At 62.6% G+C, this 21,521-nt stretch carries 21 protein-coding genes; 17 read left to right on the forward strand and 4 right to left on the reverse strand.

Annotated elements, in window-relative coordinates; translation table 11 throughout:
* Positions 1–116: 116 nt before the first annotated feature.
* The 10 genes from WA302_RS13035 (at position 117) to WA302_RS13080 (ending at position 8,714) form a co-directional block, all read left to right on the forward strand.
* Positions 117–1,124 (forward strand): 3-oxoacyl-[acyl-carrier-protein] synthase III C-terminal domain-containing protein, encoded by a 1,008-nt coding sequence (locus WA302_RS13035; protein WP_261456435.1) that lies wholly within the window; start codon positions 117–119, stop codon positions 1,122–1,124.
* Positions 1,121–2,137 (forward strand): NAD-dependent epimerase/dehydratase family protein, encoded by a 1,017-nt coding sequence (locus WA302_RS13040; protein ID WP_197822343.1) that lies wholly within the window; start codon positions 1,121–1,123, stop codon positions 2,135–2,137. Before WA302_RS13035 ends, WA302_RS13040 begins: the two co-directional genes overlap by 4 nt.
* Positions 2,130–2,936: an MBL fold metallo-hydrolase gene (locus WA302_RS13045; protein ID WP_043138513.1), complete on the forward strand. Its 807-nt coding sequence runs from the start codon at positions 2,130–2,132 to the stop codon at positions 2,934–2,936. The genes WA302_RS13040 and WA302_RS13045 overlap by 8 nt, the downstream gene beginning before the upstream one ends.
* The gene (locus tag WA302_RS13050; protein WP_261456434.1) at positions 2,933–4,219 is read left to right on the forward strand and encodes a F390 synthetase-related protein; all 1,287 of its coding nucleotides are present in this window, start codon (positions 2,933–2,935) and stop codon (positions 4,217–4,219) included. Before WA302_RS13045 ends, WA302_RS13050 begins: the two co-directional genes overlap by 4 nt.
* Positions 4,216–4,833 carry a phosphatase PAP2 family protein gene (locus tag WA302_RS13055; protein WP_089181016.1) on the forward strand — a complete coding sequence of 206 codons (618 nt, stop codon included), beginning with the start codon at positions 4,216–4,218 and terminating at the stop codon, positions 4,831–4,833. The genes WA302_RS13050 and WA302_RS13055 overlap by 4 nt, the downstream gene beginning before the upstream one ends.
* Positions 4,830–5,963 (forward strand): sterol desaturase family protein, encoded by a 1,134-nt coding sequence (locus WA302_RS13060; protein WP_025303193.1) that lies wholly within the window; start codon positions 4,830–4,832, stop codon positions 5,961–5,963. Before WA302_RS13055 ends, WA302_RS13060 begins: the two co-directional genes overlap by 4 nt.
* Positions 5,956–7,038, forward strand: a complete 1,083-nt coding sequence (locus WA302_RS13065) for a fatty acid desaturase family protein (protein WP_025303192.1) — start codon at positions 5,956–5,958, stop codon at positions 7,036–7,038. The genes WA302_RS13060 and WA302_RS13065 overlap by 8 nt, the downstream gene beginning before the upstream one ends.
* Positions 7,035–8,120: an acyl-CoA desaturase gene (locus tag WA302_RS13070; RefSeq protein ID WP_043138502.1), complete on the forward strand. Its 1,086-nt coding sequence runs from the start codon at positions 7,035–7,037 to the stop codon at positions 8,118–8,120. The genes WA302_RS13065 and WA302_RS13070 overlap by 4 nt, the downstream gene beginning before the upstream one ends.
* A 106-nt stretch (positions 8,121–8,226) precedes the next feature.
* Positions 8,227–8,451: a hypothetical protein gene (locus tag WA302_RS13075; RefSeq protein ID WP_197790897.1), complete on the forward strand. Its 225-nt coding sequence runs from the start codon at positions 8,227–8,229 to the stop codon at positions 8,449–8,451.
* On the forward strand, positions 8,448–8,714 hold the full coding sequence (locus WA302_RS13080; protein ID WP_261456433.1) for a hypothetical protein: 267 nt from the start codon (positions 8,448–8,450) through the stop codon (positions 8,712–8,714). Before WA302_RS13075 ends, WA302_RS13080 begins: the two co-directional genes overlap by 4 nt.
* A 9-nt stretch (positions 8,715–8,723) precedes the next feature.
* Here WA302_RS13080 and WA302_RS13085 read toward each other — a convergent pair whose 3' ends face one another.
* The 3 genes from WA302_RS13085 to WA302_RS13095 are packed head-to-tail and all read right to left on the reverse strand — an operon-like array spanning position 8,724 to position 11,301.
* Positions 8,724–8,876: a DUF2474 domain-containing protein gene (locus WA302_RS13085; protein WP_071605360.1), complete on the reverse strand. Its 153-nt coding sequence runs from the start codon at positions 8,874–8,876 to the stop codon at positions 8,724–8,726.
* A 14-nt stretch (positions 8,877–8,890) separates the two neighbouring features.
* Positions 8,891–9,898 carry a cytochrome d ubiquinol oxidase subunit II gene (gene cydB / locus WA302_RS13090; RefSeq protein ID WP_025303188.1) on the reverse strand — a complete coding sequence of 336 codons (1,008 nt, stop codon included), beginning with the start codon at positions 9,896–9,898 and terminating at the stop codon, positions 8,891–8,893.
* 2 nt (positions 9,899–9,900) lie between these two features.
* On the reverse strand, positions 9,901–11,301 hold the full coding sequence (locus WA302_RS13095) for a cytochrome ubiquinol oxidase subunit I (RefSeq protein ID WP_016927376.1): 1,401 nt from the start codon (positions 11,299–11,301) through the stop codon (positions 9,901–9,903).
* A gap of 144 nt (positions 11,302–11,445) precedes the next feature.
* Between WA302_RS13095 and WA302_RS13100 the strand changes: the two genes are divergently transcribed.
* From WA302_RS13100 to WA302_RS13125, 6 genes are all read left to right on the forward strand, one after another.
* Positions 11,446–12,864, forward strand: a complete 1,419-nt coding sequence (locus WA302_RS13100; RefSeq protein WP_025303187.1) for an aminotransferase-like domain-containing protein — start codon at positions 11,446–11,448, stop codon at positions 12,862–12,864.
* Between the two features lie 187 nt (positions 12,865–13,051).
* Positions 13,052–14,707: an ABC transporter substrate-binding protein gene (locus WA302_RS13105; RefSeq protein ID WP_049204095.1), complete on the forward strand. Its 1,656-nt coding sequence runs from the start codon at positions 13,052–13,054 to the stop codon at positions 14,705–14,707.
* A gap of 48 nt (positions 14,708–14,755) precedes the next feature.
* Positions 14,756–15,712 carry an ABC transporter permease gene (locus tag WA302_RS13110; protein WP_004934604.1) on the forward strand — a complete coding sequence of 319 codons (957 nt, stop codon included), beginning with the start codon at positions 14,756–14,758 and terminating at the stop codon, positions 15,710–15,712.
* Between the two features lie 4 nt (positions 15,713–15,716).
* The gene (opp4C, locus tag WA302_RS13115; protein WP_043143878.1) at positions 15,717–16,667 is read left to right on the forward strand and encodes an oligopeptide ABC transporter permease; all 951 of its coding nucleotides are present in this window, start codon (positions 15,717–15,719) and stop codon (positions 16,665–16,667) included.
* The gene (locus WA302_RS13120; RefSeq protein WP_261456432.1) at positions 16,664–17,650 is read left to right on the forward strand and encodes an ABC transporter ATP-binding protein; all 987 of its coding nucleotides are present in this window, start codon (positions 16,664–16,666) and stop codon (positions 17,648–17,650) included. Before opp4C ends, WA302_RS13120 begins: the two co-directional genes overlap by 4 nt.
* Positions 17,640–18,608, forward strand: a complete 969-nt coding sequence (locus WA302_RS13125) for an ABC transporter ATP-binding protein (protein ID WP_025303182.1) — start codon at positions 17,640–17,642, stop codon at positions 18,606–18,608. The genes WA302_RS13120 and WA302_RS13125 overlap by 11 nt, the downstream gene beginning before the upstream one ends.
* 2 nt (positions 18,609–18,610) lie before the next feature.
* Here the strand turns inward: WA302_RS13125 and WA302_RS13130 are convergent, their stop codons facing one another.
* The gene (locus tag WA302_RS13130; protein ID WP_043143872.1) at positions 18,611–19,585 is read right to left on the reverse strand and encodes an alpha/beta hydrolase; all 975 of its coding nucleotides are present in this window, start codon (positions 19,583–19,585) and stop codon (positions 18,611–18,613) included.
* 677 nt (positions 19,586–20,262) lie between these two features.
* Here WA302_RS13130 and WA302_RS13135 point away from each other — a divergent pair.
* Positions 20,263–21,477, forward strand: a complete 1,215-nt coding sequence (locus WA302_RS13135) for an aspartate aminotransferase family protein (protein WP_025303180.1) — start codon at positions 20,263–20,265, stop codon at positions 21,475–21,477.
* Positions 21,478–21,521: the final 44 nt, after the last annotated feature.

Consider the following 21,521-nt stretch of genomic DNA (forward strand, 5'->3'; position numbering starts at 1 on the left):
GAGATACCGCCTTGATGAAAGGCATTTTGGGACATAAAAACCGGGGATGATCCGCGTGGCCTTCGTGCCGTGCGGGAGAATCGCTTTATGGATAGTCAGGTTAATCAATAACAATAATGACCACACAATGTCGCTCACCCGAGCTGTTGCCTCTGAAAATCATTGCCACCGGGGCCGCGTTGCCGCCCAACCGCGTGGCGTCTTCTACGCTCGACGCTCGCCTGGGGAAACCGGCCGGCTACGTTGAAAAACGCTCGGGTATCGTTTGCCGCTATCACGCCGCCGACGATGCCAGCCAGGCCGAACTCGCTGCCGCTGCGCTGCAAGATGCGCTGGCTCGCCACGCCATCCCGGCAGCTTCCATTGACCTGCTGATCTCCGCCTCGGCGATATCGGTGCAGGCGCTGCCATGCACCGCCGCGCATATTCTCAAGGTGGCGGGGCTGGCGGCGGGCACGCCGGGCTTCGACATCAACAGCAGCTGCGTCAGCTTTATCTCTGCGCTGCAGGTAGCGGCGGGGCTGTTGAACGCCGGGACGTATCGGCGTATCGCCATCGTTTCGGCGGATCTCGCTTCACGCGGCATCGACTGGCAGCACGAAGAGTCGTCGCTGATTTTCGGCGATGGTGCCGCCTGTGCCATTGTGGAGTGCGGCGTCGGCGCCAGCGGTATCCTCGCCAGCCTGGTGGAAACCTATCCCGCCGGGAGCGAACTGTGCGAGATCCGCGCCGGCGGTACGCGTCGTAACCCGCGCGCCGGCATGTGTGAGCAAGACTTCCTGTTCCATATGCAGGGCAAGCCGCTGTTCCGTCAGGCGTCGGCGCTGATTGAGGGCTACCTCGACCGGCTGCTGAACGCCAGCGGCCTGACCCTGGCGCAGATCGCCACCGTAGTGCCGCATCAGGCCAGCCATCTGTCGCTCGAACATATGCGCAAACGGCTGCACGTCTCCAGCGAGGCGCTGGTCGATATCTACCGCCATCATGGCAATCAGGTGGCGGCGTCTATCCCGACGGCGCTGCATGCCGCCGTGACCACCGGGCGCTTCAATCCCGGTCAGCCGGTGATGCTGATCGGCACCGCCGCCGGGCTGGCGCTGGCCGGCATGGTGTTGCTGCCATGAGGGTGCTGGTCACCGGGGCGACCAGCGGGCTGGGACGCAACGCGGCGCAGTGGTTGCTGGAGGCAGGACATCAGGTGCGCGCCACCGGCCGCGATGAACGGGCCGGCGCAACGCTGCGTCAGCTGGGCGCCGAGTTTTGTGCGCTCGATCTGGCGCAGGCCACGTCGCAGCAATGTCGGGAGCTGGTGACCGACTGCGAGTGGGTGTGGCACTGTGCGGCCAAGTCTTCGCCCTGGGGCAGCAAGGCGGAATTTCACCGCATCAACGCCGCGGCGACGGAGAAGCTGGTGGAGGCGGCGGGGCGCTGCGGCGTGCGGCGCTTCGTGCATATCTCCACGCCGGCAATCTACTTCGATTTTCAGCCGCATTACGATCTTGACGAGGGTTACCGCGCCCGGCGCTTCGCCAATCACTATGCCGCCAGCAAGTATGCGGCCGAACAGCGCCTGTTGGCGCAGGCGAAGATCTATCCGCAAACCACCTACATTATGCTGCGGCCGCGCGGCCTGTTTGGCCCGCACGATCGGGTGATCGTGCCGCGGCTGTTGCAGCAGCTCGAACGCGATCGCGGCGTATTGCGATTGCCCGGCGGCGGACAGGCATTGCTGGATCTGACCTTTGCCCCCAATGTGGTGCACGCCATGGAGCTGGCCAGCCGGCAGCGCGGATTGTCGTCCGGCGCCGTGTACAACATCACCAACCACCAACCCCAGCGGCTGGCGGACATGTTGGATGCGCTGCTGCGTCAGGCGCTGGGGCTGAGTTACCGGCTGCAGGCCGTGCCCTATCCGCTGCTACATACGCTGGCCGGCGGCATGGAGCTGTGGGCAAGCCTGAGCGGCAAGGAACCGATGCTGACGCGCTACAGCGTGGCGGCGGTGCACTTCGACATGACCCTGAGCCAGACCCGCGCGATCGAAGAGCTGGGCTATCGGCCGCGTTACTCGATGGAAGAGGGGATCCGCCTGACCGGCGAGTGGCTGCGGCAGCAAGGAGGCGGACAACATGGCTAAAGTCACCGTTTTTGAAGTGGGCTATTGCACGCATATCGGCTGCATGGCGCTGCGCGGTGCCGGGTTCCGGGTGTGCAAATTCCCGGCGCGCGCCTATCTGCTGGAGGTAGGGGAGCGCCGCTGGCTGTGGGATACCGGCTACGCGCATTATTTTCAGCAGCACACGCAGTCGGGGCTGTTCAGCCTTTACCGCCGCATGACGCCGGTCTATTTCGATCCCGCCGAGTCGTTGGCGCACCAGCTGCGCGAAGCCGGTTACACCGAAGGTGACATCCAGGCGCTGATCGTCTCGCATTTTCACGCGGATCACATCGCCGGGCTGCAGGATTTCAGCCAACTCGACTTTATTTGCTCTGGCGAAGGCTGGCAGCAAACCCGTGGGCTGCGCGGTTTTGCGGCGCTGAAGCGCGCCTTTATTCCCGGCCTGATCCCGGCGGACTTCGAGAGCCGCCTGCAGTTTATGGAGGCTTTTCCCTCGGTGGCGTTGCCCGCGCTGCTGGCGCCGTTCGATCGCGGTTACGTGCTGCCGGGCAGCGAAGGGCAGATCGTGCTGGTGCCGCTGCCGGGGCATGCGGCCGGCCATATCGGCGCCTTTATCCTCACCGATGCCGGTTGGACGCTGCTGGCCAGCGACGCCGCCTGGTCGCCGCAGAGCTACCAGACGCTGCGCGGGCCTTCGCGCCTGGCCAATCTGGTGATGGACGACGCGGCGGCGTACACCCGCACGCTGGAGCGGCTCAACCAGCTGTGGGCGGGCGGCCAGGTCAACATTTTGCTGTGTCATGAGGGGGACCTGTGATCCCCTTCATGACCCTTTGGCACTATTTTCGCGCCCGACGCCTGCGCTTTGGCGATCGTGCGGCGCTGGAGGCGTATCAGGCCCGGCAGCTCACGGGCTTTGCCCGCCGGGTGCTGAGCAAGAGCCCCTATTTTCAGTGTTTCAGCCGCCGGCCGTTCGCCGAATGGCCGCAGATGGACAAGGCGCTGATGATGGCGCAGTTCGACCGGATGAATACCGCCGGGCTGCAGCGCGATGCGGTGCTGGCCTGCGCGCAGCGCAGCGAGGCGGATCGCGATTTCACGCCGAAGATCGGGCGCTACAGCGTCGGATTGTCGTCCGGCACCTCCGGGCAGCGCGGCGTGTTTGTCGTCAGCCCGCGCGAACAGCAGGTGTGGGCCGGCGGCATGCTGGCGAAAATGCTGCCGGACGGGCTGTTGGCCGGCGAGCGCGTTGCGCTGTTTCTGCGGGCGGACAATAACCTCTATCACAGCGTGAACAACCGTTGGCTGAGCCTGGCGTTTTACGATCTGCTCGCGCCGTTCAATGCGCATCTGCCCGCCTTGGAACGGCAGGCGCCCAGCATCATCGTGGCGCCGGCGCAGGTGCTGCGCGCCCTGGCGCTGGCGGTGCTGGCCGGGCAGGTGACGCTGTCGGTCAAAAAAGTGATCTCGGTCGCCGAGGTGTTGGAAGAACAGGATCGCCGCCTGCTGCTGCAGGTGTTTCCGGCGGTTGGCGAAGTATATCAGGCCACCGAGGGGTTCCTGGCCGCTACCTGCGCGCACGGCACGCTGCATCTGAACGAAGAGTTTTTGCATATCGAACCGCAGTGGATCGACGAGCAGCGTTTTACGCCGCTGATCACTGATTTCACCCGCAGCACGCAGCCGATCGTGCGCTATCGGCTGGATGATGTATTGGTGCTGCGCCAGGAACCCTGCCCATGCGGGCAACCGACGCGGGCGATTGCGCGTATCGAAGGGCGGCGCGACGATCAGCTGATGTTACCCGATGCGCAGCGGCAACCGCAGGCGGTGTTCGCCGATGCCTGCAGCCGGACGATCGCCAATGCGTTGCCGCTGACCAGCGATTACCGCCTGATCCAGCGCGGCGAGCAGCGGCTGGAGCTGATTGCCGATTGCAGCCAAGCGGAATTGGCGTACTGCCAGGCGCAGCTGATCGCGCTGTTCGCTCGCCAGGGCATCGCCACCGATCGGCTCGAATGGCGGCTGACGACGCAGGCGGTATTGCCGCAGTTCGATCGCAAGCGGCGGCGCATCGTACGCCAGGCGGAGAAAACATGAAAAATACGCTGTTCAGGCTAGGGCACATGTTGCTCGGCTGGGGGACGGTCGGGGTGGTGTATAGCCTGACCGATCGCCTGCAGGGGGCGGGAACGTTGTTGCCGCCGTCGGCGCTTGACCGGGCGATCCCGTTCAACCCGGCGGCCATCTGGCTCTACCTGTCGTTCTTCCTCATCGTCCCGGCTGGCTATTTGCTGGCGCCGCTGCGGCGAATCAAATGGCTGACGCTGGCGATGCAGCTGACGGCGCTGGGCGCCGGAGCGGTTTACTTGCTGTGGCCGACCACCATGGCCTATCCGCAGAACGAGGGCGTTGGGATCAGCGCGCAGCTGCTGGCGGCGTTAACGCAGGTGGATTCGGCGCAGAACTGCCTGCCTTCGTTGCACATGGCGCTGACGGTGCTGGCGGTGTGGGCGCTGAGCGACGGCGAGCGCAAAATGCGGACGGCGCTGTGGATGCTGTGGGGCGTGGCGATCGCGTTCTCCATTCTGCAGCTGCGCCGTCACTTGTTTGTCGATTTGGCAGGTGGCGCCTTGCTGGCGCTATGCGCCGGTGGGCTGGCGCTGCGTATAAAGGCCCTGCGCAGGCGCGTGGTTAAAGGAGAAATGGGATGAGCGATCTGGCGTTGCCGATAGTGTTCATGCTGTTCATCGTGGTGGCCGAGGCGGTGGCGCTGCAGTGGGGGCGCCGTGAGCCGGTCAACTGGCACGATCTGGTGTTCAACCTGAACTCCGGCCATATCATGCTGTGGCTGTTCCGCGGGCTGGAGATCACCTGCTACGGCTACGTGGCCGCGCATTTCAGCCTGGGGCTGCTGGACGCCTGGCCGCCGCTGCTGATGTGGCTGTTCGCCCTGCTGGCGTGGGACTTCGGTTTCTACTGGCTGCATCGCCTGCACCACCGCTTCCGCGTGCTGTGGGCGGTACACGTGGTGCACCACCAGGGGGAGCACTTCAACCTGTCGCTGGGGGTGCGCAACTCCTGGTATTCGTCGCTGACGTCGATCCCGTTCTTTTTGCTGCTGGCGCTGGCGGGCGTGCCGCTGTCGGTGTTCGTCGCGGTGTCGATTTTTCACTACAGCATTCAGCTGTTTAACCACAATGCGCTGACGCCGAAGCTGGGCGTGCTGGAAAAAATCCTGGTCACGCCAGCGCACCACCGGGTGCACCACGTCAAGGACATGGCGTATTCCAATAAGAACTTCGGCGGCAGCTTTATCTTTTGGGACAAGCTGTTCGGCACCTTCTGCCCGGCGTTGCCGACCACGCCGTTCAGCTATGGCGTCAGCGGTGACAGGCCGTCTGCCAACCCGTTCTGGGCGAGTAATCTGCCGTTCCTGCGCTATTTGCGTCTGACATGGCGCCCGGCGCCGGGCCGACCACGCGACCGCCGTTCGGCACTCAGCGTATTCAGCGGCGCCATGCTGTTGTTCACGCTGGTGGTCGGCTACGTCTACCAATACGGCTATGGTTACGGCGACATCAGCTGGCCGCAAATGGCGCTGCTGGTGCTGCTGGCGTTGGGATCGGTAGCGCTGGGCGGCATGACGGAAGGGCGGCCGTGGGCGAGCGCCGTCTGGCTGCTGATCGCGCTGGGCATGCCGCTGCTGTTTATCGGCTATCTTGGCTGGCCGCAGCGCTATTGGCATATCGCCATGGCCGCCGTGGCGCTGCATGCCCTGTGCATCGCGCTGGGCTGGGGGCGAGTGGCCGCATCGGCCGCCGTGGAGGAACCGCATGGCTGAGTCATTGCCGCCGCTGCGTTTTCCCGCCGATGGCGAGCAGGCGTTTCATCGCGATCTCAAGCGCGCGGCGCACGCCTGCCTGGCGGGCGATCATCGCTATGCCGATGCCGCGCGGCTGGTCAAGGCCGCGCTGTTGTTGGTGTTGTGCGCCGGGTTTTACGCGCTCAGCCTGATGCAGCATCAGCCATGGGCGTTTTTCCTTTGCTATTTCCTGTTCGTGACCATGGGTATGCTGCTCAACGTCAACGTCAACCACGATGCTTCGCATAACGCCTTCCTGCGTGCGCCCTGGGCCAATCGCCTGGTGGGGCGGGTGGTGACGCTGCCGCTGGGCGTCGATCCGGACTATTGGCGTACGCGGCACGTGGATTACCACCACGTTTACGCCAACGTGGAGCATTACGATCTGGACACCGAAGAGAACGGCTTTTTCCGCCAGACGCCTTTCCAGCGCTGGCGGCCCCATATGCGCTATCAGCATCTGTACTGGCCGCTGATCGCCGCGCTCTCCTTGCCCTATATCGCCTGGATTTTCGATTGGTCCGATCGGCTCGATAAAACGCCGCTGCGGGAAAAACGCGTGCTGGCGGGGCGCGGCGGTTGGACGCTGTTCGTGCTGTGCAAGCTCGCGCATCTGGCGCTGGTGCTGGTGGTGCCGCTGATCGTGGGCCACTTGCACGGCATCGGCTGGGGCTGGGTGTTGCTGGCTTACGCGCTCAGCCAGATGTGCGCCTCGCTGCTGGTGGTGTTCTTGCTGCTGGGCACCCATTGGGCGCAGGCCGAGTTTTACCCGGCGCCGACGGGCGACAGCATGCCGCAAGGCTGGTATCGGCACAATTTCGCCACCGCCTGCGACTGGCAGCCCGAACCGCGCTGGCTGGAGCATCTGACCGGCGGGCTGAACTATCACCTGACCCATCACCTGTTTCCCGGTTGGAATCACCGCCACTATCCGGCGCTGGCCGCCGCGGTGGCGGAAGTGGCACAGCGGCACGGCATGGCGTACCGCTGCATCGGCTATCGCGAACTGCTGGCGCAGCAACAGCGCTTCTTGCGGCGGATGGGGCAGCCATGAAACCGCTGCGTCCGTTAGCCTATCGGCGCGACGACAACGGGTTGCACCGCGCGCTGATGCAGGCCGCCCAGCATTATCTGGCGGCCAACGGCGATCACCGTTTCGCCGACGGCGGCATGCTGGCGAAGGTCGCGCTGCTGCTGGCGCTGTGCGGCCTGTGTTACGGGTTGAGCCTGCAGCAGCAAAACGGCTGGGCGTTTTTCGCCTGCTATTTCGGCTTTATCTTTATCGGCATGTTCCTGACGGTGAACGTGGTGCACGACGCCTCGCACAACGCGTTTTTCCGCCGCCCTTGGGCCAACCGCTGGTTGAACGCACTGGTGAGCGTGCCGCTGGGGCTGGATCCCGACTGTTGGCGCGTGCGGCACGTGCTGTTCCACCATGCCCATAACAATATCGAACATTACGATCCCGACATCGACGCCAACGGCGTGCTGCGGCAAACGCCGTTCCAGCGCTGGCGCCCCTTTATGCGCGCGCAGCGTTACTATTGGCCGCTGGTGGCGGCGCTGACGTTCCCGTACTACATCTGGTTGTTCGATTGGCTGGACAGGGCGGGCCGCACCCGCGTGGCGGCGCGCATGGCGCAGCAGGGCGTGCGTGGCTGGTGCGGGTTTCTGGCGGGTAAGGCGGCACACCTGCTGCTGGCGCTGGCGATCCCATGCTGGCTGCTGCCGCCGGCTATCGGCATCGGGCAAATTCTGCTGGTCTATTTGCTGAGCCAGATGCTTTCTTCCTTGCTGTTCGTGATGTTGATCATCGGCACCCACTGGGCCAAGGCCAACTTTTATCAGGCGCCGGCGCAGGGCACGATGCCGCACGGCTGGTATCACCACGTGTTCGCCACCACCTTCGACTGGCTGACCCGGCCGCGTTGGCTGGGGTACTGGCTCGGCGGGGCGAACCTGCATTTGACGCATCATCTGTTCCCGCACTGGAGCCACCGCCATTACCCGGCGCTGAGTCGCATCATCGGCGAGGTGGCGCCGCGTTTCGGCATCGACTACCGCCTGCTGGAACTGGAGGAGCTGTTGCGTCTGCAGCAACGCTTCCTCAGCGCGATGGGCCGCAAGCCGCACTAGCGTTGCATGCGGATTGTGCGAGGCGTTACGCAGTTCACTAATTGAACGATATTTGCCCTTCCAGTAGACTTTCCCTCTGTGAATCAACGGCCACAGGAGGTGGACTATGCGCAGCTTGCCGATTCGGTTATCCAATGAAATTGACGACAGCTTGAACGACATTGCCCGGCGTCACGGGATGGCAAAAACCGACGTCATTCGCCTGGCATTTTCTTTAATGACGATTGCCGACCGTGAGTGGATGAAAAAAGACGGTTCCCGTCTTGGGATCGTGCGTGAAAGCGACGAGGGGCTGGAGGCGGTCGCCGTGGTGGTGGGGATTTTTCCATGAAGCCGCAAAATGAGCGCCCGCAGGTTGATGCTGAAACGTTGTATTTGGATCCTTCGCTGGTCTTCGACGAAATGGAGCGGCTGCGCCTGGCACGCCAGGTGCTGTGCGGGATATTCGCCGTCAGCGTGGGCGTATTCGCCGCCCACGCGTATTGGGAGAAAAACGAAGCGCTGAATCAGGTGTTTGAGCTGGTGAAGATCGGCGCCTTGCCGCTGGTCACGCTGGTGGTCTCTTTTTACTTTCCCAACAGCGCGTCCAAATAAGGCGCCGCGTCAATGCGACTTCATGCCCGCCGCGGTCATCAGCAGGCGGAACAGTGAGGCAACCACGAATAACCCCAGCACGCTGGCGCTCCAGATGATCACCAGCCAACCGATGCGTTTCCACCAGGGCGCCGGAGCGGCGGTTGCCGTTTTATCTTGCATAGCGTCCTCCCTTCTCAATGATAGCCGTGTTCATGGCTGATCTTGCCGCGGAACACGTAGTAGCTCCAGAAGGTGTAGACCAGAATGATTGGGATGATGAACAGCGCGCCCACCAGCATAAAGCCGAGGCTCTGCGGTGGTGCTGCGGCGTCCCACAGGCTGATGGCCGGCGGGATCAGGTGCGGCCAGATGCTGATGCCAAGCCCGCTCAGGCCGAGGAACACCAGCAGCAGCGTCAGCATAAACGGCGAGTAGTGCGCGCCGCGTTTCACTCCGCGTTGAATTCCCCAGGCGCTGAGCAGCACCAGCAGCGGTACCGGCAGCAGCCAGAACAGGTTAGGCAGCGTAAACCAGCGGGCGGCGATTTCCGGATGGGCGATCGGCGTCCAGACACTGACCGCAGCCAGCACCAGCAACAGGATGGCCAGCAGCGGCGTCGCCAGGTGATACATGCGTGCCTGCAGTTCACCGGCGGTTTTCATCACCAGCCAGGTACAGCCGAGCAGGGCATAGGTCACCACCAGCCCCAGCCCGCAGAACAGCGCGAACGGCGTTAGCCAGTCCAGCGCGCCGCCGGCGTAGGTGCGGCCTTCTACCGGGAAGCCGTTGATCACGGCGCCCACCACCACACCCTGGCTGAAGGTGGCGAACAGTGAGCCCCAAATAAACGCCTTGTCCCAGATATGGCGCTTCTCCGGCGTCGCCTTGAAGCGAAACTCGAAGGCCACGCCGCGGAAAATCAGCCCGATCAGCATCAGCGTCAGCGGGATCGCCAGCGCGTCGAGGATGACCGAATAGGCCAGCGGGAAGGCGCCGAACAGTGCGGCGCCGCCCAGCACCAGCCAGGTCTCATTGCCGTCCCACACCGGGGCGACGGTGTTCATCATCAGATCGCGGTCGCCGCTCTCTTTCACCCACGGAAACAGGATGCCTATGCCCAGGTCGAAACCGTCCATCACCACGTACATCATGGTGCTGAACACGATGATGACAAACCAAATCAGCGGAAGATCGATACCCATGTTCAGCTCCTGTCGTCCAGAGTGTCGTTGACCGCGGACAGCGGACGCGCCGGCCGGCCCTCGGTATTGTCTTCTTGGTGTTCATGCGGCTGCGGCCCTTTGCGGATCAGGCGCATCATGTAGGAATACCCCACGCCGAACACCGAACAGTAGACGATGATGAACGCCAGCAGGCTGATGCTCATGTGCAGGTCGCCGTGCGCGGAGACCGCATCCTTGGTGCGCAGCAGGCCGTACACCACCCACGGTTGGCGGCCGATCTCGGTGGTGAACCAGCCCGCCAGCAGCGCCAGCAGCCCGGAAGGGCCCATCCACAAAATGAAGTACAGGAACGGACGCGACTGATACAGCCCGCCGCGCCAGCGCAGCCACAGGCTCCACACCCCGGCCAGAATCATCAGCATGCCCAGCCCGACCATGATGCGGAACGACCAGAACACCACGGTGGAGTTGGGGCGATCTTCCGGCGGGAAGGATTTGAGCGCCGGTACCTGTTCGGTCAGGCTGTGCGTCAGGATCAGGCTGCCGAGGTAAGGCACCTCCAGCTTGAAGCGGGTTTCTTCGCGCTGCATGTCCGGCCAACCGACCAGGATCAGCGGCGTGGCTTCGCCCGGCGGATTTTCCCAGTGGCCTTCGATGGCGGCGATCTTCGCCGGCTGGTGTTTCAGCGTATTCAGGCCGTGCGCATCGCCGATCATCGCCTGCACCGGCGCGACGATCAGCGCCATCCACATCGCCATCGACAGCATTTTGCGCATCGCCGGGGTATCACGGCCGCGCAGCAGATGCCAGGCGGCGGAGGCGCCGACGAAGAACGCCGAGGAGAGGAAGGCGGCGGTGGACATGTGCAGCAGGCGGTACGGGAAGGACGGGTTGAAGATCACCTTCAGCCAGTCGACCGGGACCACCTGGCCGTTGATGATTTCATGCCCCTGCGGGGTCTGCATCCAGCTGTTGGAGGCCAGGATCCAGAAGGTGGAGATCAGTGTGCCGAGCGCGACCATGCAGGTGGCGAAGAAGTGCAGGCCGGGGCCGACGCGGTTCCAGCCGAACAGCATCACGCCGAGGAAACCGGCTTCGAGGAAGAAGGCGGTCAGCACTTCATAAGTCAGCAGCGGCCCGGTAATGCTGCCGGCGAACTCGGAGAAGAAGCTCCAGTTGGTGCCGAACTGATAGGCCATCACCAGCCCGGACACCACGCCCATGCCGAAGTTAACGGCGAAAATCTTTGACCAGAAATGGTAAAGCTCACGGTAGGCTTCATTGTGCGTTTTCAACCATAACCCTTCCAGCACCGCCAGATAACTGGCTAAACCGATGGTGATGGCGGGGAAGATGATATGGAAAGACACGGTGAAGGCGAACTGTATTCTGGCGAGTTCCAGTGCATCAAGACCCAGCATGGCGCCTCCTAGGGTTGAACATAAATTAACCTCTTGAGTATAGCTGTCATTTTTATGTGAAAAGCTTGGCGTTAAGTTAATCACGAAGTACAGTGACTATAATAGTGACAGTTATTTTACTTTTTCATATAACAGTTAATGGTTATGACCCGATACGAGCAGCTTGCGCAGCAGATTAGAGAACAGATCCAGAACCGGGTGTGGCGGGCGGGCGACAAGCTGCCTTCGCTGCGCGAGAGCGGCAAACGCGCCGGATTAAGCCTGATGACGGTGGTGCAGTCTTACCAACTGCTGGAGAGCCAGGGGTGGATCGTCGCCCGCCCGCAGTCGGGCTACTATGTGGCGGCGCGTCCGCAGCCGCTGCCTCAGCCTTCGCGCGGCGAGAAACTGTTGCTGAGCGAGCAGGTGGACATCAACGCCTTTATTTTTGACGTGCTGCAGGCCTGCAAGGATCCGGACATCGTGCCTTTCGGTTCGGCCTTTCCCGACGCCACGCTGTTCGCCCAGCCGAAGCTGGCGCGGGCGCTGAGCAGCGTAGCGCGCAAGTTCACGCCGCACAGTTCGCTGGCCAACCTGCCGCCGGGCAACGACGCGCTGCGGCGGCACATTGCCCAACGCTATGCGCTGAGCGGCATGCAGGTTGCCCCGGACGAAATCGTCATCACCGCCGGGGCGATGGAGTCGCTCAGCCTCAGCCTGCAGGCGGTGACCCAGCCGGGCGACTATGTGGCGATCGAATCGCCGGCGTTTTACGGCGCGCTGCAGGCGCTGGAACGGCTGCGGTTAAAGGCGGTGGCGATCGCCACGCATCCGCAGGACGGTATCGATCTGGACGCGTTGCAGCAGGCGGTGGAACAGTATCCGATCAAGGCCTGCTGGCTAATGACCCACTTCCAAAATCCGCAGGGCGCCACCCTGCCGGAGGCCAACAAGCAGCGCCTGGTGGAGCTGCTGCGCGAACGGCAGATTTCGCTGATCGAAGACGATGTCTACGGTGAGCTGTACTTCAGCGCCGAACGGCCGCTGCCGGCCAAGGCGCTCGACAGCGGCGGCCAGATCTTGCACTGCTCGTCGTTTTCCAAATGCCTGGCGCCGGGCTTTCGCGTCGGCTGGGTGGCGGCGGGGCGTTATGCGCAGCAGATCCAGCGTTTGCAGCTGATGAGCACCGTTTCCACCAGCGTGCCGACCCAGATGGCGCTGGCGGATTATCTGCTGCACGGCGGCTACGATACCCATCTGCGGCGGCTGCGGCGCCTGCTGGCTCAACGCCAAAGCGCGATGCGTCAGGCGATCGCCCACCATTTCCCGCCGACGGTGAAGGTCAGCCAGCCCGACGGCGGTTATTTCCTGTGGCTGGAGCTGGATCCGGCGCTGTCGTCGATGGAACTGTACCGGCGGGCCCTTTCCCGGGGCATCAGCATCGCGCCGGGGCGCATGTTCACGACCGGCGACCATTTCAACCACTGCTTCCGCCTCAACGCCTCTTTTGAATGGAATGACCGCTTTGAAGAGGCGATCAAAACCTTAGCCAAACTTATCCGGGGGCTGGCTGCGACCGGTTGAACCGCGATTTGCAGCGGGCTTTGCCCCAGAAAAATTCATAATGCTTTTTTCGGCAATGGAATGCCGGTTTCGTTGTTAGACAGCCCTCCAGCCGCCCATTACTCTGCGATAAATTTTGTCACATTTTTATCAACGGGAAGACGAGGGGCTGTGGGTGAGAAGAATAAAAAATAAGCTAAACAAACTGTTGCGATATCGCCTGACACCGCTGGCGTTGGTCTGCGCGCTGGGGCTGAGCGGCGTCGTTCAGGCGGAAACGCTGGCCGAAGGTATCACGCCGGCCAGCGACACCGCTCGGGTGCCGGCCGCCGCCAAACTGCGTAAAGACACCGTGGTGGCGGGCATCTCGGAACCGCAGGGGATTTTCAACCCGTATCTGTTCACCAACGGCTGGGACGAGAACGTAACCGACGTGATCTTCAGCCGCCTGATCGGCCTGGACAGCCAGGGCAAGCCAGAAGGGCGATTGGCGGAGTCCTGGCAGGTCAGCCCCGATAATCTGACCTACACCATTAAGCTGCGGCCGAATTTGGTCTACAGCGACGGCTCGCCGCTGAAAGCCGACGATATCGCCTTTACCCTGACGCTGCTGCACGATCCGGCCTATGACGGCGACACCGATATCACGCCGGCGCACATCCAGGGCGGCGCCGAGTATAAAAACGGTACCGCCGCCGGCATCAGCGGGCTGAAGGTGATCGACGATCGCACCATTCAGATCGTCACCACCCAGCCGGGCGCGACCACGTTGCAACTGATTGGCGGGCCGGTATTGTCGCGGGCTTACTACGGCAAAGACTATCAGCGCGGCAAGCTCGACAGCGTGCGCGCCTTGAACGGCAAGCCGCTCGGCAACGGCCCCTATATTTACGACAAGTACGTGCCGGGGCAGGAGATCCGCTTCCACGCCAACCCGAACTTCTACCTCGGCCCGCCGCCGATGGCGCGCTTTATCTACCGCGTCACCAACCCGGCCACCAACTTCCAGCTGTTCCAGACCGGTGAGACCGACTACGACGCCTTTACCGCCAAACCGGACGATATCGAACAGCTCAAGCTGCTCGGCTTCGCCAATATCAACCTTTACAGCTCAAGCGATTACAGCCGCGTTGATTTCAACCTCAGACGCCCGGCGCTGCAGGATAAACGGGTGCGCCAGGCGCTGATCTACGGCCTCGATCGGCAAAAGCTGATCGCCGTGGTGTACCAGGGGTACGGCAAGGTCGCCAACCAGCCGATTTCGCCGATCTCCTGGGCCTATGACGCGAACGGCATCAATCCCTACGCTTACGATCTCGATAAGGCCAAAAAGCTGTTGGACGAGGCCGGTTGGCAGATGGGCGCTGACGGTATCCGGCAGAAAGACGGTAAAAAGCTGGAGCTGACGCTGCTGGTAACCAAAAAGCTGATCAACGACGCGCTGGTGCCGATCGCCAAGGATAACTATCGCCGGCTCGGCGTGGTGCTGAAACCGCAGGTATTGGACTTCAACGCGCTGTTGGCGCAGCGCAAGGCGGGCAATTACGACCTGGCGTCCCTCAGCACCAGTACGCTGAACGATCCGCACGACGGCGTACGCGATTTCATCAGCAGCGAGAGCGAGACCGGTTATCACAACCCGCAGGTAGACGCGCTGATCGCCAGGGCCAATGCCACGCTGGATATCGCCCAGCGCAAGCCGCTGTATCACCAGCTGTATCAAGTGTTGGCGGACGATCCGCCGGTGATCCTGCTCGGCAACCGCGAGATTTTGAGCGCCAGCAGCGCGCGCGTCACCGGCTTTAAACCGGATATCTACAACGGATTGGTCGGCAGCCTGCCGAACGTCAAACCGGCGCCGTAACGCCCTGACGCCGCCGCGCCATTCCGGGCGGCGGCGATGGAACCCGCGATGAGAAACTTTATCCTGCGCCGTCTGTTGCAGACTATCCCGATGCTGTTGTTGGCTTCCTTGCTGATTTTTTGCATTTTCGCCCTGGCGCCCGGCGATTTTATCGACGGCAACATCAATTTGACCGCGCAACGCGCCGCCGAGCTGCGGGCGCTGTATGGGTTGGATCAGCCGTTGTTCAGCCGCTACCTGCACTGGCTCGGCCGCTTGCTGCAGGGCGATCTCGGTTTTTCGCTGCAGTATCAGATCCCGGTCAGCACGTTGCTGAATCAATACATCTGGAACTCGTTCCTGCTGGCGGCGGTGGCGATGGTGCTGTATTGGGGCATCGCGTTGGCGGTGGGGGTGATCTCGGCGATGAAACCCTATTCGCTGTTCGATCATCTGATCACCGTGGCGGTGTTCGCCGCCATGTCGTTTCCGACGTTCTTCCTGTGTCTGCTGCTGATCAAATGGTTCGCCGTCGACCTGCACTGGCTACCGGCGGGCGGCATGTTGCGCACCGGCAGCGAAGCGAGCGGACTGGCCTGGGCGCTGGAGGTGGCGGCGCACCTGCTGTTACCGGTGCTGGCGCTGGTGATGCTGCAGGCCGGCAGCCTGACGCGCTATTTTCGCGCCAGCATGCTGGAGGTGATCCGCATGGACTATATCCGCACCGCGCGCGCCAAGGGGCTCAGGGAGAAAACGGTGATCCTCAAACACGCGCTGCGCAATGCGCTGTTGCCGATCATCACCCTGCTGGGGTTCGAGCTGCCGGGATTGTTCTCCGGCGCGCTGATCACCGAAAAAATCTTCAACTGGCCGGGCGCCGGACATATCCATATCGATTCGTTGGCGGCGCGTGATTACCCGGTATTGATGGGGTTCACGCTGTTTCTGGCCGCCTTGACCATTCTCGGCAATCTGCTGGCGGATATTCTGTACGCCTACGCCGACCCGCGCATTCGCTTGAGGTAACACGATGTTGGTTACGCTGTTTTTCGGCCGCCGTCGCCGCTGGCGACAGGCACAGCTGCCTGCGCTGGCGCAACTGTCGCCACCGCCCGCCGCTCAGGCCTGGCGACGTTTGCGCCGCCACCGACCGGCGATGATTTCGCTGGCGTTGCTGGTGCTGTTGGCGCTGCTGTGCCTGATTGGGCCGTCGCTTTCGCCGTGGCGCGACGATGCCGGCGACGTGCTGAATATCAACCAGGCGCCGAGCGGCGCGCACTGGCTGGGCACCGACTTTCTCGGCCGCGATATCTGCACCCGGCTGCTGCTGGCGGGGCGGATATCGCTGACCATCGGCCTGGTGTCGATGCTGCTGTCGGTGACACTGGGCTACGTGCTGGGGGCGCTTTCCGGTTATCTGGGGGGCGTGGCGGACAGGCTGATCATGCGCTTCGCCGATCTGCTGATGACCATTCCCGGCCTGCCGCTGCTGATCATCATGGGGGCGATGCTGACCGAACTCGACGTGTCGCCGGACTACCGCATCTACATGGTGATGATCATGCTGAGCCTGCTGGGCTGGCCGTCGCTGGCGCGGCTGGTGCGCGGCCAGATCCTGTCGCTGCGCGAGCGGGATTTCATGTTGGCTACCGAGGTGCTGGGGCTCTCTACCCGGCGGCGTCTCTTCGGCCATCTGCTGCCCAATACCGTGCCGATTTTGGTGGTGGTCGCCACCATGGCGGTGGCCAACGCCATCCTCAGCGAGTCGGCGTTGAGCTACCTTGGGCTGGGCGTGGTGCCGCCGACGCCGTCGTGGGGCAACATGATGGACGCCGCCAATAGCCTGATCGACTTTCAGCGCCGCCCCTGGCTGTGGATGCCGCCCGGGCTGGCGATCTTCGTCACCGTGGTGGCGATCAATATTTTGGGCGACGGCCTGCGGGACGCGCTCGATCCGAAAATGAACGGGGTAACACGATGAGCCAACCGCTGGTGGCGTTCGAGCGACTGTCGGTGTCGTTTCAGGGGGAACAAGGGCCGGTGCGGGCGGTGCAGCAGGTCAGCCTTGAGCTGCAGGCCGGGCAAACGCTGGGGATCGTCGGTGAGTCGGGCTGCGGCAAAAGCGTGACCGCCATGGCGCTGATGGGGCTGTTGCCGCAGCCGCTGGCGCAGGTAGACGGCGGTAAAATTCGCTTTGAAGGGCAAAACCTGCTGTCGCTGCGGGCCTCCAAGATGGCCGATCTGCGCGGCAACCGACTGGCGATGATCTTTCAGGAACCGATGAGCACGCTCAATCCGGTGTTGACCCTCGGCGAACAGCTGGTGGAGCCGCTGATTCGCCACCTGACCCTGTCGCCGAAAGCGGCCTGGCGTCAGGCGATTCAACTCTTGACGGAAGTGGGGTTAGCGCGCGCCGAGGCACTGATGCGCTGCTATCCGCATCAGCTTTCCGGTGGCATGCTGCAGCGCGTGATGATCGCTATGGCGATCGGGTGCCGTCCGGCGCTGCTGATTGCCGACGAACCGACCACGGCGCTCGACGTTACGGTGCAAGCGCAGATCCTGGCGCTGCTGCGTGAGCAGAGCCGGCGACACAACATGGCGATGATCTTGATCACCCACGATCTTGGGGTGATCGCCCAGATGGCGGATCGGCTGGCGGTGATGTACGCCGGGCGCGTCGTCGAGCAGGGCACGACGCGGGAAGTGCTGGCCGAACCGCGGCACCCTTATACTCAGGGGCTGATCGCCTCGCGGCCGGTGCCGGGCCAGCGGCTCCGCCGTTTGTACTCCATTCCCGGCCAGGTGCCGGATCTGGCGCGCTTGCCTGATCACTGTGCGTTTGCCGAGCGCTGTGCGCAGGCCACCGCGCGCTGCCGCGATGGCATTCCGCCGCTGTACGGCACGCCGCAGCGCCAGTCCGCCTGTTTCCTCAACGCCGGAGGGCGCCCGCATGTCGACTGAACCTTTGGTGGAAGTGAAAGGATTAAAGAAATATTTTCCGCTGCGCGACGGACTGTTCGGGCGCACCACCGGTCAACTGAAGGCGGTGGACGACGTCAGCTTCAGCATTCGCAAGGGGCGCATTTTCGGGCTGGTGGGTGAGTCAGGCAGCGGAAAAACCACCGTCGGCCGCACGCTGCTCGGCCTGCACGACAAAACCGCCGGTGAGGTAATGTTCAAAGGGCTGGCACTGGATAGCCTGAGTAAAGATGCGCTGCGCGCCCTGCGGCCGAAAATGCAGTTAGTGTTTCAAGATCCGTACAGTTCGCTGAACCCGCGCCTGCGCGTGGGCGACGCCATTGGGGAAGCGCTGTTGCAACACGGCCTGGCGAGCAAGGCGGAACTGCGCGAACGGGTGCTCGATACCCTGGCGATCTGCGGGCTGTCGCCGCAGCATTATGGGCGGTTTCCGCATGAGTTTTCCGGTGGCCAGCGCCAGCGCATCGGCATCGCGCGCGCGCTGATCCTGCAGCCGGAGTTTATCGTCGCAGACGAACCGATATCGGCGCTCGACGTGTCGATTCAGGCGCAGATCATCAATCTGTTCTCCGATTTGCAGGAACGGCAAGGGGTGACGCTGCTGTTTATCTCGCACGATCTCGGCGTGGTGGAGCATTTGTGCCAGGATGTGGCAGTGATGTATCTGGGGCAGATCGTTGAGAGCGCCGATCGCGACGCGCTGTTTCGCCAACCGCTGCATCCCTACACGCAGGCCTTGTTGGCAGCGGTGCCGACGCTGGATGCGCAACGCGCGCCGGCGTGGGTGGCCGGCGGCGAGCCACCGAACCCCGCCAACCCGCCGCGCGGCTGCCGTTTCCATCCCCGCTGCCCGCTGGCCACGGCGCAGTGCCGCGAACAGGCGCCGCAGCTGCGCAGCGTGGCGCCCGGCCATCAGGTGGCTTGCCACCTGGTCGGCTAGCGTCAGGACAGGTAGTGCTTCAACGCGCGCCCGGCCTGGTGGATCGCCGAATGCACCGCCGGGACGTGGGCGAGCGGATTCAACAGGCCGTAGTCGTGGATCAGCCCGTTGTAGCGGGTGGCGGTGACCTCGACGCCGGCGGCATCGAGCAGACGCGCGTAAGCTTCGCCTTCATCGCGCAGCACATCCAGCTCGGCGGTCTGCACCAGCGCCGGTGGCAAGCCCCGCAGCTGTTCCGGCGTGGCGTTGAGCGGCGAAGCGTAGATATCTTTGCGCTGCGCCTTATCGGGCGCGTAGCTGTCCCAAAACCACTTCATCATGTTGCGGGTCAGGAAATGGCCTTCGGCGAACTGATGATAGGAGTCGGTATCAAACTGGGCACGGGTGACGGGCCACAGCAGGATCTGGCAACGCAGCGCCGGTATGCCTTTCTCTTTGGCCATCAGGCTGACCACCGCCGCCATATTGCCGCCGGCGCTGTTGCCGACCACCGCCAGCCGTGAACCGTCGACGTTGATCTTCTCGCCGTACTCGGCCACCCATTCGGTGGCGGCGTAAGCCAGGTTGATCGCCTCGGGGTAGCGCACCTCCGGTGAGCGGGGATAGTTGACGAACACCGCCGCCGCGCCGGAGCTGTAAACCAGATCGCGCACCAGGCGCTCGTGGGTGGGGAAATCGCCCAGCACCCAGCCGCCGCCGTGAAAGAACATGAATACCGGCGGCGCCTCGTTGACCCTGGCCGGACGCACCAGCTGCAGCAGAATATCCTGACCTTCTACGTGAATCGTTTTTTCGCTGATCTCGACCTCGCGCAGCGGCACCTCGACGCTGCGTTGCGCGTCCTCCAAGACCCTGCGTGCCTCTTTAGGCTTCATCTGTTCCATGGGTTTACCGCCGGCGGCATTCAGCGCGTCGAGAAATGCGCGGATGTCGTGCTGGGCGTGTGGCTGGCTGAGATCGACGGTTTTCTTGGGCATGGTGAACTCCTTGGGCGCAGAAGAGAAGGGGCGGTCAGGATCACAGTGTAGCCGCTGGCAAACAAAGCGGGAGCGGAGGCTGCTGGCGGTCAGCGCGGCTCGTGTTTTGGGGATGTTGCTGGTGGGATCTCCGCGTCACTGCCGTCTTGCACAATCCTGACGCACCGCTGCACCCAATTGGGGCAAAAAGTGTGAGGGCGAGCAAATTGGGTGAAATTATTTTTGCGAGCCCGATCAGAAATTCTAAAGTTTTTCGTAATTGAATAGGATTTCGCGCGCAATGATGATTTTAGGCCTTATTTTTTAATTTATGCATTACCAATGCATAGAAAATGAATAAATATTCAATATAAGCCGTTGTTTTAACGTAAAAAATAGCAAAATCCGGCAAAAATCCCGTTTTGGCACGATAGCTGCTCTACACTCTTTATCAAACGACATGTATTTTAACTGCTCGTTAACATTTACTCCCCGCTCAGGGACCGGATATACGCCATAAATAGTGAAAAATCGATTTTATGTAACAGATTTGTTTCTAAATCAGCGGTAAGGGACAGTATTTTCTCCGCCGCGAAAGTCGGTTTTGAACAACGGTTTTTTTGCATTGTGGCGGCCTAACCGGGCTTGAGCGACCCTTACAGTCAAAATTCAGCCTTTGCTGAGATTATGAGGTCACTATGGAACAGCCAATCGCAGTTACCCGCCAGTCTTTCGATGACTGGATGGTCCCGGTTTATGCCCCTGCCGATTTTATTCTGGTGCGGGGCGAAGGATCGCAGGTGTGGGATCAGCAGGGTAAGTCTTATATCGATTTCGCCGGCGGCATCGCGGTTAACGCGTTGGGGCATGCGCACCCGGCGGTCAAGGCGGCGCTGGTGGAGCAGGCAGGCAAGCTGTGGCATCTGGGCAATGGCTATACCAACGAACCGGTGCTGCGCCTGGCCAAAAAACTGATCGACGCCACCTTCGCCGACAAGGTGTTCTTCTGTAACTCGGGCGCCGAAGCTAACGAAGCGGCGCTGAAACTGGCACGCAAACATGCGCACGATCAGCACGGCGCCGGTAAAGATCAGATTGTGGCGTTCAACAACGCGTTCCACGGTCGCACGCTGTTTACCGTGTCCGCCGGCGGCCAGCCAAAATATTCGCAGGACTTTGCGCCGCTGCCGGGCGGCATCACTCATACGCCGTATAACGATCTGGCCGCAGCGGCCGAGCTTATCAACGATCGCACCTGCGCGGTGATCGTCGAGCCGATCCAGGGCGAAGGCGGCGTGCTGCCGGCGGAAGCCAGTTTCCTGCAGGGGCTGCGTGAACTGTGCGATCGTCATAACGCGCTGCTGATCTTCGACGAAGTACAGACCGGCGTCGGCCGCACCGGCCACCTGTATGCCTATATGCAGTACGGCGTGGTGCCGGACGTGTTGACCACCGCGAAAGCGCTGGGCGGCGGCTTCCCGATCGGCGCCATGCTGACCACCGATGCGCTGGCGAAAACGCTGGGTGTCGGCACCCACGGCACCACCTACGGCGGCAACCCGCTGGCGACGGCGGTGGCGGGGGAAGTGTTCTCCATCATCAACACGCCGGAAGTGCTGGAAGGCGTCAAGCAGCGTCACCAGTGGTTCATCGACGGATTGAACGACATCAATCGCCAGTACCCGATCTTCGCCGACATTCGCGGCGGCGGTTTGCTGATCGGCTGCCAATTGACGAAGGACTATGCCGGCAAAGCGAAGCAGATCACCCAACTGGCCAACGAAGAAGGCGTCATCGCGCTGATCGCCGGTCCGGACGTGGTGCGTTTCACGCCGTCGCTGATCATCCCTGAGCAGGATGTGAAAGAGGGGCTGGCGCGATTCGCGCGTGCCGTGGCGCGCATTTGCAGCTAATCAGCGGGCTGCGCCTTCACCGGCGCAGCCTGATTCAGAAGAGG

The organism is Serratia sp. 201 (assembly GCF_037027545.1).
GTDB classification, from domain to species: Bacteria; Pseudomonadota; Gammaproteobacteria; order Enterobacterales; family Enterobacteriaceae; genus Serratia; species Serratia bockelmannii.

Excerpts from the sequence above, each read along its gene's own strand:
- WA302_RS13035 (WP_261456435.1), top strand. The coding sequence starts at position 117 with ATGACCACACAATGTCGCTCACCCGAGCTGTTGCCTCTGAAAATCATT.
- WA302_RS13040 (WP_197822343.1), top strand. The coding sequence starts at position 1,121 with ATGAGGGTGCTGGTCACCGGGGCGACCAGCGGGCTGGGACGCAACGCG.
- WA302_RS13045 (WP_043138513.1), top strand. The coding sequence starts at position 2,130 with ATGGCTAAAGTCACCGTTTTTGAAGTGGGCTATTGCACGCATATCGGC.
- WA302_RS13055 (WP_089181016.1), top strand. The coding sequence starts at position 4,216 with ATGAAAAATACGCTGTTCAGGCTAGGGCACATGTTGCTCGGCTGGGGG.
- WA302_RS13060 (WP_025303193.1), top strand. The coding sequence starts at position 4,830 with ATGAGCGATCTGGCGTTGCCGATAGTGTTCATGCTGTTCATCGTGGTG.
- WA302_RS13065 (WP_025303192.1), top strand. The coding sequence starts at position 5,956 with ATGGCTGAGTCATTGCCGCCGCTGCGTTTTCCCGCCGATGGCGAGCAG.
- WA302_RS13070 (WP_043138502.1), top strand. The coding sequence starts at position 7,035 with ATGAAACCGCTGCGTCCGTTAGCCTATCGGCGCGACGACAACGGGTTG.
- WA302_RS13075 (WP_197790897.1), top strand. The coding sequence starts at position 8,227 with ATGCGCAGCTTGCCGATTCGGTTATCCAATGAAATTGACGACAGCTTG.
- WA302_RS13080 (WP_261456433.1), top strand. The coding sequence starts at position 8,448 with ATGAAGCCGCAAAATGAGCGCCCGCAGGTTGATGCTGAAACGTTGTAT.
- WA302_RS13085 (WP_071605360.1), bottom strand. The coding sequence starts at position 8,876 with ATGCAAGATAAAACGGCAACCGCCGCTCCGGCGCCCTGGTGGAAACGC.
- cydB (WP_025303188.1), bottom strand. The coding sequence starts at position 9,898 with ATGGGTATCGATCTTCCGCTGATTTGGTTTGTCATCATCGTGTTCAGC.
- WA302_RS13095 (WP_016927376.1), bottom strand. The coding sequence starts at position 11,301 with ATGCTGGGTCTTGATGCACTGGAACTCGCCAGAATACAGTTCGCCTTC.
- WA302_RS13100 (WP_025303187.1), top strand. The coding sequence starts at position 11,446 with ATGACCCGATACGAGCAGCTTGCGCAGCAGATTAGAGAACAGATCCAG.
- WA302_RS13110 (WP_004934604.1), top strand. The coding sequence starts at position 14,756 with ATGAGAAACTTTATCCTGCGCCGTCTGTTGCAGACTATCCCGATGCTG.
- opp4C (WP_043143878.1), top strand. The coding sequence starts at position 15,717 with ATGTTGGTTACGCTGTTTTTCGGCCGCCGTCGCCGCTGGCGACAGGCA.
- WA302_RS13120 (WP_261456432.1), top strand. The coding sequence starts at position 16,664 with ATGAGCCAACCGCTGGTGGCGTTCGAGCGACTGTCGGTGTCGTTTCAG.
- WA302_RS13125 (WP_025303182.1), top strand. The coding sequence starts at position 17,640 with ATGTCGACTGAACCTTTGGTGGAAGTGAAAGGATTAAAGAAATATTTT.
- WA302_RS13130 (WP_043143872.1), bottom strand. The coding sequence starts at position 19,585 with ATGCCCAAGAAAACCGTCGATCTCAGCCAGCCACACGCCCAGCACGAC.
- WA302_RS13135 (WP_025303180.1), top strand. The coding sequence starts at position 20,263 with ATGGAACAGCCAATCGCAGTTACCCGCCAGTCTTTCGATGACTGGATG.